The organism is Mycobacterium sp. 1164966.3, from assembly GCF_001665395.1.
Taxonomy (GTDB): domain Bacteria; phylum Actinomycetota; class Actinomycetes; order Mycobacteriales; family Mycobacteriaceae; genus Mycobacterium.
Window position 1 is genome coordinate 281870 of the sequence record NZ_LZSG01000001.1, and the last position, 17115, is coordinate 298984.

A 17115-nucleotide genomic window follows, 5' to 3' on the forward strand; every position below is an offset into this window, starting at 1 on the left:
CCGAGGAGCCGTGACGGTGCAATTCGACGTGACCATCGAAATTCCGAAAGGCCAGCGCAACAAGTACGAGGTCGATCACGAAACCGGCCGGGTGCGTCTGGACCGCTACCTCTACACCTCGATGGCGTACCCCACCGACTACGGCTTCATTGAGGACACCCTCGGCGAGGACGGCGACCCACTGGACGCGCTCGTGCTGCTACCGCAACCGGTGTTTCCCGGTGTGATCGTGGAAGCGCGCCCGGTCGGCATGTTCCGGATGGTCGACGAGGCCGGCGGCGACGACAAGGTGCTGTGCGTTCCGGCCGGCGACCACCGCTGGGACCACGTCCAAGACATCGGGGACGTCCCGGAATTCGAGCTGGACGTCATCAAGCATTTTTTCTCGCAATACAAGGCTCTGGAACCGGGCAAGTTCGTCAAGACCGCCAACTGGGTCGGCCGTGAGGAGGCCGAAGCCGAGGTGCAGCGTTCGGTGGAGCGGTTCAAGGCCGGCGGGCACTGACCAGTTCGGCGTCCGCCAGGCCGCGCGCTTGGCGTCTATTGCGCCGCACGCTCCAGCTGAACGCCGCCGCGATGAACACCACGCCCACCGACGCGGTGAACACCTCGGGAATGTGGATCCGCTGCTCGATAGAGATCAGCATGATCGTCGCCAGCACGCCGATCGCCCAATGCGCACCGTGTTCCAGGTACACATACCGCTCCAGCGTCTCCTGGCGGACCAGGTAGATGGTGATCGACCGGACGAACAGTGAGCCGACCAACCCCAGACCCAGCGCCATGATGATCGGGTCCGACGTGATCGCGAAGGCACCGGTGACGCCGTCGAACGAGAAGGCGGCATCCAGGACTTCCAGGTAGAGGAACAACACCAGCCCGGCCTTGCCGACCGCCGGACCCGAGTCCTCGGCTCCCAGATCCACGTTGGTCGGCCGAAACGCCCGGCTCAACGCGTTGACAACCAGATAGGTCATCATGCCCAGCAGACCGGCTGTCAGCACCGTTGCACGCTCTTCGCTGGAATGGGTCAGCTGCGTGCCGACCAGGACCAGCGCCAACCCGGCCACCACCACCGACAACCGGCCCACCCGGCCGATGCGGGCAAACGGGATCTCAATCCACTTGAGCCACTTGATGTCTCGGTCATGAAAGATGAAATCCAGAAACAGCATCAGCAGGAACATGCCGCCGAATGCCGCGATTTGCGGGTGGGCCGCCATGAGCAGCTTCTCGTAGCTGGGCGAGCCGTCCGGAAACTCGAGCGCGCCGTTCGGCGGGGGGTTGAGCGCCAACCTCATTGCCCGAATCGGATCGAGGCCCGCGGTCACCCAGACAATCGCCAGCGGGAACAGCAGCCGCATGCCGAAAACGGCGATGACGATGCCGATCGTCAGGAACATCTGCTGCCAGAACGGGCTCATCCGGCGCAGTATCTCGGCGTTGATGATGGCGTTGTCGAACGACAACGACACCTCGAGTGCAGCCAGCACCACCAGCAGAAACAGCGCGTTGAGCCCGCCGTGCCAAAACCCGGCGGCCAGCGCCAGCGCGGTGAACAGGAGCGAGATGGCGAACGTGCGGAATGTGGTCATGAATCCTTCCGACAGCCACTTGAGAATAGCGATGCCGGGTTACCGGTTGGCTTCATGCGGCAGGCCGAACGGCGCGCGCACCTAGTATTTCGTTTCGTGGCGATGCCCGAAGTCGGCGGTACCCAAGCCTCCGCGGCGGCCGCTGGGCCGATCGCGCGCGCCAGCGTCGCGCGGGTGGGCGTGGCAACCGCCCTGACCGCGTTGTGCGGCTATGCGGTGATCTACCTGGCCGCGCGCGATCTGGCTCCCGGCGGGTTCTCGGTGTTCGGGGTTTTCTGGGGAGCGTTCGGACTGGTCACCGGCGCGGCCAACGGGCTGCTGCAAGAGACCACTCGCGAGGTTCGATCGACGCTCTACCTGGATGCCTTGCCCGACCCCGATCGGCCACGTGCTCATCCGCTTCGGGTCGCCGCGCTGGTCGGCGCCGCGGCGGCCGTCGTGATCGCCGGTAGCTCGCCGCTGTGGAGCGGGCGGGTCTTCGTCGAACAGCGCTGGTTGTCTGTGGCGCTGCTCAGCGTCGGGCTGGCCGGATTTTGTGTGCACGCCACCCTGCTGGGCATGCTGGCCGGCACCAACCGGTGGACGCAGTACGGAGCGCTGATGGTCACCGACGCGGTGATCCGGGTGAGCGTCGCCGCTGCCACGTTCCTGATCGGCTGGGCCCTGACCGGGTTCTTGTGGGCCACCGTCGCCGGCGCGGTGGCGTGGCTGCTCATGCTGGTGGCCTCGCCTTCGACTCGCGCCGCCGCGCACCTCCTCACCCCCGGCACCACCGCCACCTTCCTGCGCGGGGCCGCCCATTCGATCACCGCGGCCGGCGCCAGCGCGATCCTGGTGATGGGTTTCCCGGTGCTGCTGAAGCTGACCAGCAATGAGCTGGGCGCCGCAGGCGGGGTCGTCATCCTGGCCGTAACGCTGACCCGCGCGCCGCTGCTGGTGCCGCTGACGGCCATGCAGGGCAACCTGATCGCGCATTTCGTCGACGAGCGCACCCACCGCATTCGGGCGCTGCTCGCGCCGGCGGCGATCATCGGCGGCATCGGTGCGTTCGGGGTGCTGGCCGCCGGCGTGGTCGGTCCCTGGGTACTGCGCGTCGCCTTCGGACCGCAGTACCTGGCCAGCAGCTCGTTGCTGGCGTGGCTGACCGCGGCGGCGGTCGCGATCGCGATGTTGACGCTGACCGGCGCAGCGGCGGTGGCCGCCGCCTTGCATCGGGCCTACTCGCTGGGCTGGGTCGGCGCGACGGTGGCCTCGGGCCTGTTGCTGCTGTTGCCGCTGCCGCTGGAAACCCGCACCGTCGTCGGCCTCTTGTGCGGCCCGCTGGTGGGAATAGGTGTCCACCTGCTGGCACTTGCGCGCGTCGCACGTGCAACCCGCTGAAACCGCATTAACGGCGTGTACCTTGTGGGCATAAATGAGCACTGACACGCACTATCCCGACGTCTGGATCGTCGTTCCCGCATTCAACGAAGCCACGGTCATCGGCGAGGTGATCGCCGACCTGCGCTCGGTGTTCGACCACGTCGTCTGCGTGGACGACGGCAGCACCGACGGTACCGGCGACATCGCCGTACGCGCTGGGGCCCACTTGGTACGTCATCCGATCAACGTCGGCCAGGGTGCGGCCATCCAGACCGGCGTGGAGTACGCCCGCAAGCAACCGGGCGCGCGGGTGTTCGCCACGTTCGACGCCGACGGCCAGCACCGCGTCAAGGACCTGGCGGCCATGGTGGAGCGGCTGGCATCCGGCGACGTCGACATCGTCATCGGAACCCGCTTCGGCGGCTCGGACGCCGGTCGCCCGCCGTTCCTGAAGCGGATCGTGCTGCGGACCGCGGCGCGACTGAGCCGACGAGGTCGCCGGCTGGGTCTCACCGACACCAACAATGGCCTGCGAGTGTTCAACAAGAAGGTGGCCGACGGGCTGGACATCACCATGAGCGGGATGAGCCACGCCAACGAGTTCGTCATGCTGATCGCCGAAAACAACTGGCGGGTGGTTGAGGAACCGGTCGAGGTGTTGTACACCGATTACTCGAAGTCGAAGGGCCAGCCCCTGCTCAACGGCGTGAACATCATTTTCGACGGTTTCCTGCGGGGGAGGATGCCCCGATGAAGAAGAACGGACGATGAAGAAGAACAGACGATGAGAAGGACCGAGAGATGAACTGGATCCAGGTGCTGTTGATCGGATCGATCGTCGCCTTGCTGGTCTACCTGCTGCGGTCGCGGCGTAATGCGCGGTCCCGGGCGTGGGTCAAGGTCGGCTATGTGTTGTTCGTGCTGGCCGGGATCTATGCCGTGCTGCGGCCGGACGACACCACCGTGGTGGCGAACTGGTTCGGGGTGCGCCGCGGCACCGATCTGATGCTGTACGCGCTGGTGATGGCGTTCAGCTTCACGACGCTGAGCACTTACATGCGGTTCAAGGATCTGGAGCTGCGCTACGCGAGACTCGCCCGCGCGGTCGCGCTTGAGGGCGCGCAAGCGCCCGAGTAGCCCTGGCGAGCAGACGCAAATCACCTGTTTCAGCACGGAAATGGGCGATTTTGCGTCTGCTCGCCGGGAGGGTCACCCCGCGTGCAACCGCCGGAAGTAGTCGACGGTTCGGCGTACCCCTTCGTCGAGGTCGACTTGCGGTCGCCAGCCCAGCACCCCCTCGGCTAACCCGATGGCCAGGCACGATCGCCTGAGGTCGCCCAGCCGCGGCGGCGCAAACTCCGGTTCGTCGGGTCCCCCGACGGCCGCGGCGACCACGGTGTGCAGTTGCCGGTCGGAGGTCTCGATGCCGGTGCCGATGTTGAAGCGCTGCCCGCCGCCGGCGTCCCCGGAAGCCTTGACGAACGCGTCCACCACATCGTCGACGAACACGTAGTCGCGGGTGTTGGTGCCGTCACCGAACACCTTGGTGGGCTTCCCCGACAGCAGTGCCTGCGCGAAAATCGCCACCACGCCGGCCTCGCCGTGCGGATCCTGCCGCGGGCCGTAGACGTTGGCCGGTGCGATATGCGAGCAGTCCAGTCCGTACAGATGCCGGAAAGTGTTCAGGTAGATCTCGCCGGCCACTTTGCCGGCGGCGTATGGCGACGCCGGATCAGTGGGCACTGCCTCGCTGGTCGGAAACTGGGTCGGGGTGCCGTAGATGGATCCCCCCGACGAGGTGTGCACGACCTTGCGGACACCTGTGCTGCGTGCCGCCTCGGCCAGGCGCACGGTGCCGATGACGTTGACCTCCCCGTCGAATTGCGGATCGGCGACCGAACGCCGGACGTCGATCTGGGCCGCCAGGTGAAAAATCACGTCGGGCCGGTGCTCGTCGAAGATGGCCCGCAGGTCCGCCGAAACGATGTCGGCCTCGACGAACACATGCGCGGGATTGTCGGCCAGATGCTCGAGGTTGGTGGCCCTGCCGGTGGCGAAGTTGTCCAGGCCGACCACGGTGTGATCGTCCGCTAACAGACGATCGACCAACGTCGACCCGATGAAGCCGGCTGCCCCAGTGACCAGTGCGCGCACCGGCCCACCATACCGACCGGTAAGAAATAACCATGCTCACCGCGACCGCTCGGCTACCGCGGGTGGCGCTGGCCGCTGCCGTGCTGATAGCCGTTCAGCTGGTGATCCGCGCGGTGCTGGCGTTCGGCGGCTATTTCTACTGGGACGACCTGATCCTGATCGGCAAGGCCGGCACCGAGGTTCCGCTGTCGCCGTCGTACCTGTTCGACGACCACGACGGCCATGTGATGCCGGCGGCTTTCCTGGTCGCGGGCGCGATCATCCGGCTGGCGCCGCTGAACTGGACCGGGCCGGCGCTCAGTCTCGTGGTCCTGCAGCTGCTGGTCTCGGTGGCGCTGCTGCGCGCGCTGTACGTGATCCTGGGTTGGCGTCCAGTGCTGTTGATTCCGTTGACGTTCGCGCTGTTCACGCCGCTGGCACTGCCGGGCTTCGCCTGGTGGGCGGCGGCGCTGAACTCGCTTCCGATGTTGGCGGCGCTGGCCTGGGTGTGCGCCGACGCGGTGCTGCTGGACCGCACCGGCAATCAGCGCTATGCCGTGACGGGCGTGCTGGCTTACCTCGGCGGGCTGCTGTTCTTCGAGAAGGCCGCCGTGATTCCGTTTGTTGCTTTCGCGGTGGTGACACTGCTGCGGCACGTGCGCGGTGACAGCGGGGTCGTGCGAGCGGCATGGCGGGCGGGCATGCGGCTGTGGGTCGCGTCGCTGGCCCTGACCGCCGGCTGGACAGCGCTGTATCTGAGCGTGGTGGATCAGAAGCGGTGGAGTTCTGATCTGGGCATGACCTGGGGTCTGCTGCGACGTTCGGTCACGCGCGGCATCGTGCCGGGTCTGGCGGGTGGGCCGTGGCATTGGGAACGCTGGGCACCCTCCTCCCCGTGGGCCACTCCCCCGCCGCTGGTGATGACGCTCGGGTGGCTGGTGCTTGTCGGGGTGCTCGCGGTGTCGCTGATCCGCAAACAACGCATCGGGTTGGTCTGGCTGACCGCGGCCGGGTATGCGGTGGCCTGCCAGGTGCCCATCTACCTGATGCGTTCGTCGCGGTTCACCGCCCTGGAATTGGCGCAGACCCTGCGCTATCTGCCCGACCTCGTGGTGGTGCTGGCGCTGCTGGCCGCCGTCGCCTTCACCGCGCCTAACCGGTCGTCGTCGCGCTGGCTGGACGCTTCGGCGAAACGCGCCGTGGTGACTACGGGTTTGGCGCTGCTGTTCCTTGGCAGCAGTGTGTATTCCACGGCCACGTTTCTGACCAGCTGGCGCGACAATCCCGCCAGGCCCTACCTGGAGAATGCCCGCGCGAGTTTGGCTGCCGCGCGGGCGGATTCGGATGCGCCGCTGCTGGATCAGGAAGTGGACCCGATGGTGCTGCAGCGCGTCGTCTGGCCGGAGAATCTGGCCAGCCACATGTTCGCCCTGCTTCGGGACCGCCCGGAATTCGACTCGGCGACAACGAAACTGCGAATGCTGGACTCCTCCGGGCGGCTTGTCGACGCACAGGTGACGTGGGTCCGCACCATCGTGCGCGGTCCGCAGCCGCAATGCGGCTATTTCGTCCAGCCGGACACGCCGGTGTGGCTGATCCTAGACGGGCCACTGCTACCGGCCGATTGGACCGTCGAGCTGAACTACCTGGCCAACACCAACGGGTCGATCACACTGTCGTTGAGTGACGGGCCGAAAGTGAAAGTTCCGGTGCGTCCGGGACTCAACAAGGTCTTCGCTCGGCTGCCGGGCGCCGGAGGCGCGATCGCGGTGCACGTCAACACGACGGCACTCTCGCTGTGCATCGCGTCGGGGCCGGTGGGATTTCTCGCGCCGGTGTAGCCGCGAGCGTGCGGCTGGCCTGACGCTCGGGCTCGAACCTGCAGCCAGCTGCACGCTCGGCGCAAAGGAATGAGAGCCGCCTAGGAGAATCGAACTCCTGACCTATTCATTACGAGTGAATCGCTCTACCGACTGAGCTAAGGCGGCATGCCCTCACGCGGGCGGCACGAGTCTACGGCAGGCGGGGTGAGTCACCCAAGTTCCTGGCCGATGCTGGCGACCATGGCGTCGACCGCGAACTTGGGTTTGACGTTGACAGCCACCGCTTCCCGGCATTGCAGCACCGCTTCGATGCAGCGCAACAACCGTTCTGGCGGGGCGTGGGCGCCCAGCGCTGCCACCCGGTCGGCCATATCGGGATGATTGCGGCGAACCTCGCCGGCGTTGGCCGCAATCACCAACGCATCACGGAAGTAGGTCGCCAAGTCCACCAGCGCCCGGTCCAGAGCGTCCCGTGACGCCCGCGTCTGTCGTGACTTCTGCCGTCGCTCAAGGTCCTTGATCGCCCCGGTAGCACCACGCAACGCTGACGCGGTGCCCTTTCCGGTGCCGCCAGCCCCGAGAGCCGTTCGCAGCTCCTCGGTTTCGGCTTCGGCGCGATCGGCGGTCAGCGCGATCGCCTCGGCTTCGGCCGCAGCGACCAGTTCTTCGGCGGCCGCGTAAGCCCGCGAGGGCACCACGGCGTCGCGCACCAGTCCCAGCGCCCGCTCGCGTCGTTGGCGCGCCTCGGGGTCGGTGGCCAGCCGGCGCGCTCGGCCCACATGTCCGCCGCTGACCGACGCCGCCCAGTTCGCGGTCTCGGCGTCCAGCCCGTCGCTTTCCACCAGGACCCGCGCGATCGCCTCGGCCGACGGGGTCACCAGCGCGACATGCCTACACCGGGATCGCAGGGTGACCGCGATGTCCTCCGGATCAACCGACGGTGCGCACAGCAGGAACACCGTCGACGGCGGCGGCTCCTCCACGACCTTGAGCAGTGCGTTCGCGGCACCTTCGGTCAACCGGTCGGCGTCCTCGATCACCACGATCTGCCGGTGCCCGGTGGTCGGGCGGCGCGAGGCGATCTGCACGATGGCGCGCATATCGTCCACGCCGATGGAAAGGCCTTCGGGAATGACTCGCCGGACGTCGGCATGAGTGCCGGCCATTGTCGTCGTGCATGCCCGGCAGTGCCCGCATCCGGGCTCCCCGTCCGTCGAAGTACATTGCAGCGCAGCGGCGAAACACAGTGCGGCGACCGAGCGCCCAGAACCAGGGGGGCCGGTGATCAGCCACGCATGTGTCAAAATTCCCTCGCCCGCGGAGCTGTGAGTCGAATCACCACGGGCGACGCGCGCGGCGGCAAGCAGCTCGGCCTCCACAGCCTCCTGACCTACCAGCCGCGTAAACACTCCGGACATCATCGGCAACAGTAGTGAGACCGGATGACAGATACCGATCGGCCACCATTTCGCGACAATTCCGTGATCTTTCGGCATCTTTCGCCAACGGCGGGCGACTTGCGGGGCGAATTTAGGTTTCCGACAAGTCGCTGCCGACCGATACGGTGGATCCGTGGCAACCCAGGCGGCACTGCCCGGGCGGATTAATGGGTTCGTCCGGTGGGTGGTGCGCACCCCGTGGCCGGTTTTTTCGCTCAGCATGCTGCAAGCCGATATCATCGGGGCCCTTTTCGTGCTCGGCTTCCTGCGCTACGGGTTGCCGCCCCAGGACCGCGTCGAGTTGCAGGACCTTCCACTGCGGAACCTGGTCATCGTCGTAACGTCACTGGTCGCCGTATTCCTCGCCGGCTTCGTGGTGAACGTGAAACTGCTGATGCCGGTTTTCCGCTGGCAGCGACGGGACAATCTGCTCGCCGAATCCGACCCGGCCGACACCGAAGTGGCGCGCAGCCGCGCGCTGCGGATGCCCTTCTATCGCACGTTGATCAGCATGGGCTCGTGGGCCATCGGCGGCGCGATATTCATCGTCGCCAGCTGGTCGGTCGCCAGATACGCAGCGCCCGTCGTCGCCGTCGCCACCGCCCTGGGTGCCACCGCGACCGCGATCATCGGCTACCTGCAGTCCGAGCGCGTGCTGCGCCCGGTGGCGGTTGCGGCCCTGCGCAGCGGTGTGCCGGAAAACGTCCAGGCCCCCGGCGTCATCCTGCGGCTGATGCTGGCCTGGATTCTGTCCACCGGCGTGCCGCTGCTGACGATCGTGCTCGCCGTGGTCGCCGACAAGGCGTCGCTGCTGCGGGCCTCACCCGAGAAGCTGTTCGATCCCATCCTGTTGCTGGCTCTGGCGGCGCTGGTTATTGGCCTGGTCAGCACCCTGCTGGTGGCTATGTCGATCGCCGACCCGCTGCGTCAGCTGCGCTGGGCGCTGTCCGAGGTCCAGCGCGGCAACTACAACGCCCACATGCAGATCTACGACGCCAGCGAATTGGGCATGCTGCAGGCCGGCTTCAACGACATGGTGCGCGACCTGTCCGAGCGGCAGCGCCTGCGCGACCTGTTCGGCCGCTATGTCGGCGAGGACGTGGCCCGGCGGGCCTTGGAGCGCGGTACCGAGCTGGGCGGGCGCGAGCGCGACGTCGCGGTGCTGTTCGTCGACCTGGTCGGCTCCACCCAGCTGGCCGCGACCAAGCCGCCCGCCGAGGTCGTCCACCTGCTCAACGAGTTCTTCCGGGTGGTGGTGGACACGGTCGGGCGACACGGCGGTTTCGTCAACAAGTTCCAGGGCGACGCCGCGCTGGCGATTTTCGGCGCGCCGATCGAACATCCCGACGGCGCCGGCGCGGTGCTGGCGGCCGCGCGTGAGCTGCACGACGAACTGCTACCGGTGCTGGGCTCCGCCGAGTTCGGCATCGGGGTGTCGGCCGGCAGGGCGATCGCAGGCCATATCGGCGCCCAAGCGCGCTTCGAGTACACCGTTATCGGCGACCCGGTCAACGAGGCCGCGCGGCTCACCGAGCTCGCCAAACTCGAGGAAGGCCATGTGCTGGCTTCCGCGATCGCGGTCAGTGGCGCCCTCGACGCCGAAGCCCTGTGCTGGGATGTCGGGGAAGTCGTCGAGTTGCGCGGCCGTACCGCACCTACTCAGTTGGCGCGGCCGTTGAATCTAGCAAATCCAGACGAGGTGGCGACGATGTCCGGTGGCGCTGATACCGACGCCGCCAGGTCTCCAGAAGAGCCCGCCCCTGAAGAGGCCTCCAGCGAAGTCGGCCGCTGACCCGCGAACGTCAGTCGGATGGCCCTTCGATCGCGCCGCCTGCTTGCAGTGTGAAGCCGCGGCTTTCAGTGTGAGCCTAGGGCTTTCGGTGTGAGCCTAGGGCGGCCTGAAGGCGAAAACCCCGCCCAGGCTTCACGCGCAAAGCCCAGGCTTCACGCGCAAATCCGAGGCTTCACGCGCAAAGCCGTGACTTCACAGCGAAAGGCGTGAAGCGCATGGACGCGAACCCAACTAGCCGCGCTTGGCCGCTTTCTTCGCCGGTGCTTTGCGGGTGGTTCTTTTGGCCGGCCGCTTCGCGGGACCGCGGGCGCGCCGGTCGGCCAGCAGTTCGGCGGCTCGCTCGTCGGTGATCGACAGCACGTCATCGCCCTTACGCAGGCTGGCGTTGGTCTCGCCGTCGGTGACGTACGGCCCGAACCTGCCGTCCTTGATGACCATCGGCTTACCCGACGCCGGATCGGTTCCCAGCTCGCGCAGCGGCGGCGCTGCGGCGTTTGCCCGGCCGGAACGTTTCGGCTCGGCGTAGATCTTCAGCGCTTCGTCGAGGGTAATGGTGAACATCTGGTCTTCGGTGGCCAGCGACCGAGAATCGGTGCCGCGCTTCAGGTATGGGCCATAGCGCCCGTTCTGTGCGGTGATCTCCTCGCCGGATGCGGGGTCCACACCGACCACCCGGGGCAGCGACAGCAGTTTCAACGCGTCTTCGAGCGTCACGGTCTGCAGGTCCATGCTGCGCAACAGCGAACCGGTCCGTGGCTTCGGCCCGTTCGGCTTCTTGCCTTTCTTGGCGCCCTGGTTGCCCTCGTCACCGTCGTCGGGCCGCTCGGGCAGGATCTCGGTCACGTAGGGCCCGTACCGGCCGTCTTTGGCGACGATCTCGTGGCCGGTCGCCGGGTCCACGCCGAGCACACGCCCCTCTTGCGGAGTGGCGAACAGCTCTTCGGCGACTTCGAGCGTCAGCTCGTCAGGGGTGATGGAATCGCTCAGGTTGGCGCGCTGCGGCGTGGGTTCGCCGTCTTCGTTGGACACCAACCGTTCCAGGTAGGGCCCGTTCTTGCCGACCCGAACGTAGATGGGCCGGCCCTGCTCGTCGTCAAACAGCTTGATGGAGTTGACTTCTCGAGCGTCGATGCCTTCGAGGTTGACGCCGACAAGTTTCTTGAGGCCACCCGAGCGGGCCACCGAATCGGGCACCCCGTGATCGCCGCCGAAGTAGAAGTTGTTGAGCCAGTTGGTGCGTCGCTCGTGCCCGTTGGCGATCTCGTCGAGTTCGTCTTCCATCGCCGCGGTGAAGTCGTAGTCGACGAGGCGGCCGAAATGCTGCTCCAGCAGGCCGGTGACCGCGAACGCCACCCACGACGGCACCAGCGCACTGCCCTTTTTGAACACGTAGCCGCGGTCCTGGATGGTCTTGATGATCGACGAATACGTCGAGGGGCGCCCGATACCCAGCTCCTCGAGCGCTTTGACCAGCGAAGCCTCCGTGTACCGTGCGGGCGGGTTGGTGGCGTGTCCGTCCGGGGTCAGCTCGACCGCGTCCAGCCGCTGGCCGCGGGTGAGGTGCGGCAACCGGCGCTCGGCGTCGTCGGCCTCACCGCCGGCCAGTTCGTCCACCGTCTCCACGTAAGCCTTGAGGAATCCGGGGAAGGTGAGCGTGCGCCCCGACGCGGAAAACACCACTGACTGCTCACCCGACCGGCCCTCGATCCGCAGGCTCAGCGTGGTGCCACGCGCGTCGGCCATCTGCGAGGCCACCGTGCGCTGCCAGATGAGCTCGTAGAGCCGGAATTCGTCTCCGTCCAGTTCGCGTCGCACCGCGTCAGGAGTGGCGAACGTCTCGCCGGCGGGCCGGATGCCCTCGTGCGCCTCCTGCGCATTCTTCACCTTGCGGGTGTACTGACGCGGCGACGGGGACACGTACTCCGCGCCGTAGAGCTGACGCGCCTGGGTGCGCGCCGCGTTGATAGCCGACTCCGACAGCGTGGTCGAGTCGGTACGCATGTACGTGATGTAGCCGTTCTCGTAGAGGCGCTGCGCGATGCTCATCGTCCGCTCCGCGGAGAACCGCAACTTGCGGCCCGCTTCCTGCTGCAGCGTCGACGTCATGAACGGCGGATACGGGCGACGGGTGTAGGGCTTCTCCTCCGCCGACGCCACGATCAGCTGCGCGCCGCGCAAGCCGGCGGCCAGCTCGGTGGCACGCGCCTCGTCCAGCACCACCACCTCGTCGGCCTTACGCAAAACGCCTTGCGAGTCGAAATCGCGACCGGTGGCAACGCGCAGGCCGTCCACATTGGTCAGCCGGGCGTTGAAGGTCGGCGGCTGTGCCTCCGGATCGGACACACTGGCGTCCAGCTTCGCCAGAATGTCCCAGTAGGAGGCGCTGCGGAACGCCATGCGGTCGCGTTCGCGCTGCACGATGATGCGGGTGGCCACCGACTGGACGCGGCCCGCCGACAGCTTGGGCGCGACCTTCTTCCACAGCACCGGGCTGACCTCGTAGCCGTACAGCCGGTCCAGGATGCGGCGGGTCTCCTGCGCATCGACCAGGTCGATGTCCAGGTCGCGGGGATTTTGGGCTGCCTCGAGGATCGCCGGCTCGGTGATCTCGTGGAAAACCATCCGCTTGACCGGTATGCGCGGTTTCAGCGTCTCCATCAGGTGCCAGGCGATCGCTTCGCCCTCGCGGTCGCCATCCGTGGCCAGGTACAACTCGTCGACGCTCTTGAGCAGGCCCTTCAGCTCGCTGACGGTGCTCTTCTTCTCCGGACTGATGATGTAGAGGGGCTCGAAGTCGGCGTCGACGTTGACGCCGAGCCTGGCCCATGGCTCGGACTTGAACTTCGCGGGCACGTCGGCCGCGGCTCGTGGCAGATCGCGGATATGCCCTCGCGACGACTCGACGATATAAGACGAGCCCAAATAGCCGGCTAGTTTGCGCGCCTTGGTCGGCGACTCGACAATGACAAGTCGCCGGGGGCTCCCATTTCGGCCGCTGGTAGTGCCCGTTTGGCCTCCGGTATTCGGGTCAGGCAACTGCGCTTACGCTCCATCTCTGTGTTCCGGCCCCTGACGGGACCACCCGTAGCAGGGACGACGGTCGGCCCTGAGGTGCAGATGCAATCCAGGCGATCCGAATCCGTCGGCGTCCCTCCGCCTGCGGGCACCTGACAATTTCGCACCCTTTGGTGGGCCCGCGCAAACCGGGTGCAAACCGACTCCCCATGATCGGGATGCCGGCGGACCGCTAAACCCGCGGCCACTGCGACAACGCGTCCGCGCTATCGGGGGGTTCCCCCACGTTCTCTACCAGGCGCGATAGCCTGCGCCGGCCGCTGATGCGCAGCGCGGGCCGAGCTCCGCGGGTGCCGATCAACGTGGGCGCGATGCCCACTCGCATCAGCGCCGACGCGAGCGGCGAATGAGTGTCCGGCGCGTGTGGATCCAGGCCCAGCAGGTAGCGGTCGGCCTCGGGGCTTCCCGCCGCCAGGGTCCACGCTCGCAGTTCCCGCGGGCCCGGCAGCCAGCGCGGCGGCACCGTCTTGACCGCGCCACGCGTCCATTCGGCGGCGATGGGGCGCAAGTGCGGGCTGACTTCCGTCCTGACCAGCGGAGTGTCTTCCTCGGTGCGGGTGATCTCAGGCGTCAAACCGGCTTCGCGGATCATCTCGGCCAGCGCCTCTGCCCGCCAGGGCTGGTCGACGACGACGGAGAGCCGGGCGCCCTGACTATCGCCGCTGGTGACGAGCACGATCTGACCAGTGGCAGCCAGCACACCGGCGAGGTCGGCGACCGCGGGCGGTACCGACTCTGCGGTGAAGAAGGAAAGCTGGCTCACGTCAACGACAGTAGGCCAGCGAGCCGAGCTGCGGCTTGAAGTTTTCGGCGCGCCGGTTGTGGCTCGCTGGGCACCGCCTACTGGCGAGCTGGGCCACCTCCCGCTTGCGGGGGAACGCAAAATCCCCTATTCGGGGCCCGGAAATGGGCGATTTTGCATCTGCTCGCCACACCTACCCCAAACGAAAACCCCCCGGATCATGCCCGGGGGGTTTCGTCAGCTTCTGCCCGCTTAGACGGACCGGACGCCGGTGGCCTGGGGGCCCTTAGGGCTGTGGCCGATCTCGAACTCGACCTTCTGGTTTTCTTCAAGGGTGCGGAAGCCCGAACCCTGGATCTCCGTGTAGTGGACAAACACATCCGCGGAACCATCCTCAGGGGCGATAAAGCCGAACCCCTTCTCCGCGTTGAACCACTTCACAGTTCCCTGTGGCATTTCTCGATCTTTCCTTTTCTTCTGGGTGCGGTGCACCGCCTTTCGGTGCCCCGGGCCAGCTGCGACCGCCATACCTCGCGGAGTCGCCGGAACTTCACCCGACCGATAACCTCGCAGGAACCGCGGCCGCAGCGTCGATCCTGCGAAAGTTTGACACGAACACAGAAGCTGCGACCGGGATCAGTCAACCATGTTCGACGCGTCGGCGACAGCTCCTTGGCAGCCGAAGGGATGGTGAATTTACGTCAGCGTCATACCGGTACCCGGCTAGACACGCGCAGAAAGGCCCGAGATGGCCAGTTTCGGCAGCGAACTGCTGACCGTCGCGCTCGCCGGCACTCCACCGGGCGAGCGGCCGTTGCGCCATGTCGCCGAGCTGCCGGCGCGCAGCGGCCGGCCCTACCAGTGGCCGCAGTGGGCCGAGCCCGACGTGATTCGGGCGTTCGGCGAGCGGGGCATCGTGGCTCCCTGGTCGCACCAGCTCGAGGCGGCCGAGCTGGCCCACTCCGGCCGTCATGTAGTGGTGAGCACCGGTACCGCGTCGGGAAAATCCTTGGCCTACCAACTTCCGGTCCTCAACGCGCTGGCGACCGATCCCGCGGCCCGGGTTTTGTACCTGTCGCCGACGAAGGCGCTCGGCCACGATCAATTGCGCGCCGCCCACGCTCTGACCACCGCCGTCCCGCGGCTGGCCGACGCCGCTCCAACGGCCTACGACGGCGACAGTCCCGTCGAGGTGCGCCGCTTCGCCCGCGAGCGCTCCAGATGGCTGTTTTCCAACCCCGACATGGTCCATCTGTCGATACTGCGCAACCACGCCCGCTGGGCGGGGCTGTTACGCCGTCTTCGCTACCTGGTTGTCGACGAATGTCACTACTACCGCGGTGTTTTCGGTTCGAACGTGGCGATGGTGCTGCGTCGCCTGCTGCGGTTGTGCGCGCGTTACTCCGCAGAACCGACGGTGATCTTCGCCAGCGCGACGACGGCATCGCCGGGCACGACGGCCACCGAACTCATCGGCCGGCCGGTCGCGGAGGTTACCGACGACGGCTCGCCGCAGGGGGCCCGCACGGTCGCGCTGTGGGAGCCGGCCCTGCGCACCGACCTGACAGGCGAGAATGGCGCCCCGGTGCGACGATCCGCGGGCGCCGAGGCCGCCCGGGTGATGGCCGACCTGATCGCCGAAGGGGCCCAGACCCTGACGTTCGTGCGATCGCGGCGTGCCGCCGAGCTGACCGCGCTGGGCGCCCAATCCCGGCTGGACGACATCGCTCCAGACCTGTCGAAGAGGGTGGCGTCGTATCGGGCCGGTTACCTCGCCGAAGATCGCGTCGCCCTCGAGCATGCGCTGGCCGAGGGCAGGCTGCGTGGTATGGCCACGACCAACGCACTGGAATTGGGTGTCGATATCGCGGGGCTGGACGCGGTGGTTCTGGCCGGGTTTCCGGGGACGGTCGCTTCGTTCTGGCAGCAGGCGGGGCGGTCCGGCCGACGAGGGCAGGGCGCGCTGGTGATGCTGATCGCGCGCGACGACCCGCTGGACACGTATTTGGTGCACCATCCAGCGGCACTGCTGGACAAACCGGTCGAGCGATCTGTGATCGATCCCGCCAATCCCTACCTGCTGGAGCCCCAATTGCTCTGTGCGGCAACTGAATTACCCCTTGATGAGGCCGAGGTCCGGGCGTTGGGCGCCGAGCAGGTAGCCGGTGGCCTGGTCGACGACGGACTCCTGCGGCGGCGAGGCGGCAAGTATTTTCCGGCGCCCGGCGTCGAACCTCACGTCGCGGTGGACATCCGGGGTTCGACGGGCGAGCAGATCATGATCGTGGAGGCCGAAACCGGACGGCTGTTGGGCAGCGTCGGTCTCGGTCAGGCTCCAGCCACGGTCCATCCGGGGGCGGTGTATCTGCATCAGGGCGAGACCTACGTCGTCGACTCGCTGGATATCGAGGACGGGATCGCGTTCGTACACGCTGGGGACCCCGGCTACGCGACGTTCGCGCGAGAGGTCACCGACATCTCGGTCACCGGTATTGGTGAGCGCCTACCGTTCGGCGAAGTCACTCTGGGGCTGGTGCCGGTGACCGTCACCCACCAAGTCGTCGGCTACCTGCGTCGACGGCTCACCGGGGAGGTGATCGACTTCACCGAATTGGACATGCCCGAGCACACCTTGCCCACCACCGCCGTGATGTACACCGTCACCCCGGATGCCTTGTCACACAACAATATTGAGCTACCGCGAATCCCCGGGTCGCTGCACGCCGCCGAACATGCGGCCATCGGACTGCTGCCGTTGGTGGCCAGTTGCGACCGCAGCGACATCGGCGGGATGTCCACCGCTATCGGGCCCGACGGTCTGCCCAGTGTTTTCGTCTACGACGGCTATCCGGGCGGGGCGGGGTTCGCCGAACGTGGCTTCCGCCAGGCCAGCACCTGGCTGGGTGCGACTGCCGCGGCCATCGAGGCATGTGAATGCCCAGGCGGATGTCCCTCATGTGTGCAGTCGCCCAAGTGCGGCAACGGCAACGACCCATTGGACAAGGCCGGTGCTGTCCAGGTGCTGCGGTTGGTGCTCGCGGCGCTGGCCAGCGAATCACCTTAAAAACCCTGCGGATGGCGACCGACCCCTCGACGGTCGACCTCCACGGGACGACGAACGGTCGGAAAACACGATCCGCTCGTAAGCCCGACA

Annotated in this window: 13 protein-coding genes and 1 tRNA gene; 7 read left to right on the plus strand and 7 right to left on the minus strand. The window is 67.0% G+C overall.

The genetic code is table 11. From position 1 onward, the window contains the following. Window positions 1-16: 16 nt before the first annotated feature. Entirely contained in the window at window positions 17-505 is a 489-nt protein-coding gene (locus A9W99_RS01290; protein ID WP_067372426.1) for an inorganic diphosphatase, read from the plus strand. On the opposite strand, the gene A9W99_RS01295 is transcribed toward A9W99_RS01290, so the two are convergent. Beyond that, window positions 486-1595, minus strand: a complete 1110-nt coding sequence (locus A9W99_RS01295) for a DUF475 domain-containing protein (RefSeq protein WP_067372170.1) — start codon at window positions 1593-1595, stop codon at window positions 486-488. The two genes, A9W99_RS01290 and A9W99_RS01295, sit on opposite strands and share 20 nt — an antisense overlap. Before the next feature lie 102 nt (window positions 1596-1697). Between A9W99_RS01295 and A9W99_RS01300 the strand changes: the two genes are divergently transcribed. Genes A9W99_RS01300 through A9W99_RS01310 form a run of 3 tightly spaced genes read left to right on the plus strand, consistent with a single transcriptional unit; the run spans window position 1698 to window position 4094 of the window. Then, the gene (locus A9W99_RS01300) at window positions 1698-2975 is read left to right on the plus strand and encodes a hypothetical protein (RefSeq protein WP_067372429.1); all 1278 of its coding nucleotides are present in this window, start codon (window positions 1698-1700) and stop codon (window positions 2973-2975) included. A gap of 34 nt (window positions 2976-3009) precedes the next feature. Beyond that, window positions 3010-3711, plus strand: a complete 702-nt coding sequence (locus A9W99_RS01305) for a glycosyltransferase family 2 protein (protein WP_067372172.1) — start codon at window positions 3010-3012, stop codon at window positions 3709-3711. A 47-nt stretch (window positions 3712-3758) separates the two neighbouring features. Next, the gene (locus tag A9W99_RS01310; protein WP_067372174.1) at window positions 3759-4094 is read left to right on the plus strand and encodes a DUF2304 domain-containing protein; all 336 of its coding nucleotides are present in this window, start codon (window positions 3759-3761) and stop codon (window positions 4092-4094) included. Window positions 4095-4166: 72 nt separating this feature from the next. On the opposite strand, the gene A9W99_RS01315 is transcribed toward A9W99_RS01310, so the two are convergent. Then, window positions 4167-5111, minus strand: coding sequence for an NAD-dependent epimerase/dehydratase family protein (locus tag A9W99_RS01315; RefSeq protein WP_067372177.1), 945 nt, complete (start codon window positions 5109-5111; stop codon window positions 4167-4169). 32 nt (window positions 5112-5143) lie between these two features. Here A9W99_RS01315 and A9W99_RS01320 point away from each other — a divergent pair, with 32 nt between their 5' ends. Beyond that, the gene (locus tag A9W99_RS01320) at window positions 5144-6931 is read left to right on the plus strand and encodes a hypothetical protein (protein WP_067372179.1); all 1788 of its coding nucleotides are present in this window, start codon (window positions 5144-5146) and stop codon (window positions 6929-6931) included. A 74-nt stretch (window positions 6932-7005) separates the two neighbouring features. Here the strand turns inward: A9W99_RS01320 and A9W99_RS01325 are convergent. Continuing rightward, a tRNA-Thr gene (locus tag A9W99_RS01325) sits at window positions 7006-7078 on the minus strand. Between the two features lie 44 nt (window positions 7079-7122). Then, window positions 7123-8331 (minus strand): DNA polymerase III subunit delta', encoded by a 1209-nt coding sequence (locus A9W99_RS01330; protein ID WP_156622892.1) that lies wholly within the window; start codon window positions 8329-8331, stop codon window positions 7123-7125. 76 nt (window positions 8332-8407) lie between these two features. Here A9W99_RS01330 and A9W99_RS01335 point away from each other — a divergent pair, with 76 nt between their 5' ends. Further along, complete coding sequence (locus tag A9W99_RS01335) at window positions 8408-10144, plus strand: adenylate/guanylate cyclase domain-containing protein (protein WP_253869508.1); 1737 nt, start codon at window positions 8408-8410, stop codon at window positions 10142-10144. A gap of 231 nt (window positions 10145-10375) precedes the next feature. Here the strand turns inward: A9W99_RS01335 and topA are convergent, their stop codons facing one another. The 3 genes from topA to cspA all read right to left on the minus strand — a co-directional run bounded on the left by topA (window position 10376) and on the right by cspA (window position 14417). Then, the gene (gene topA / locus A9W99_RS01340) at window positions 10376-13180 is read right to left on the minus strand and encodes a type I DNA topoisomerase (protein WP_067372185.1); all 2805 of its coding nucleotides are present in this window, start codon (window positions 13178-13180) and stop codon (window positions 10376-10378) included. 211 nt (window positions 13181-13391) lie between these two features. Beyond that, window positions 13392-13982: a hypothetical protein gene (locus tag A9W99_RS01345; protein ID WP_067372188.1), complete on the minus strand. Its 591-nt coding sequence runs from the start codon at window positions 13980-13982 to the stop codon at window positions 13392-13394. Between the two features lie 231 nt (window positions 13983-14213). Next, window positions 14214-14417: a cold shock protein CspA gene (gene cspA / locus A9W99_RS01350; protein ID WP_007166602.1), complete on the minus strand. Its 204-nt coding sequence runs from the start codon at window positions 14415-14417 to the stop codon at window positions 14214-14216. A 292-nt stretch (window positions 14418-14709) separates the two neighbouring features. Between cspA and A9W99_RS01355 the strand changes: the two genes are divergently transcribed. Next, window positions 14710-17025 (plus strand): DEAD/DEAH box helicase, encoded by a 2316-nt coding sequence (locus A9W99_RS01355; protein ID WP_067372190.1) that lies wholly within the window; start codon window positions 14710-14712, stop codon window positions 17023-17025. The last annotated feature ends 90 nt before the right edge of the window (window positions 17026-17115 follow it).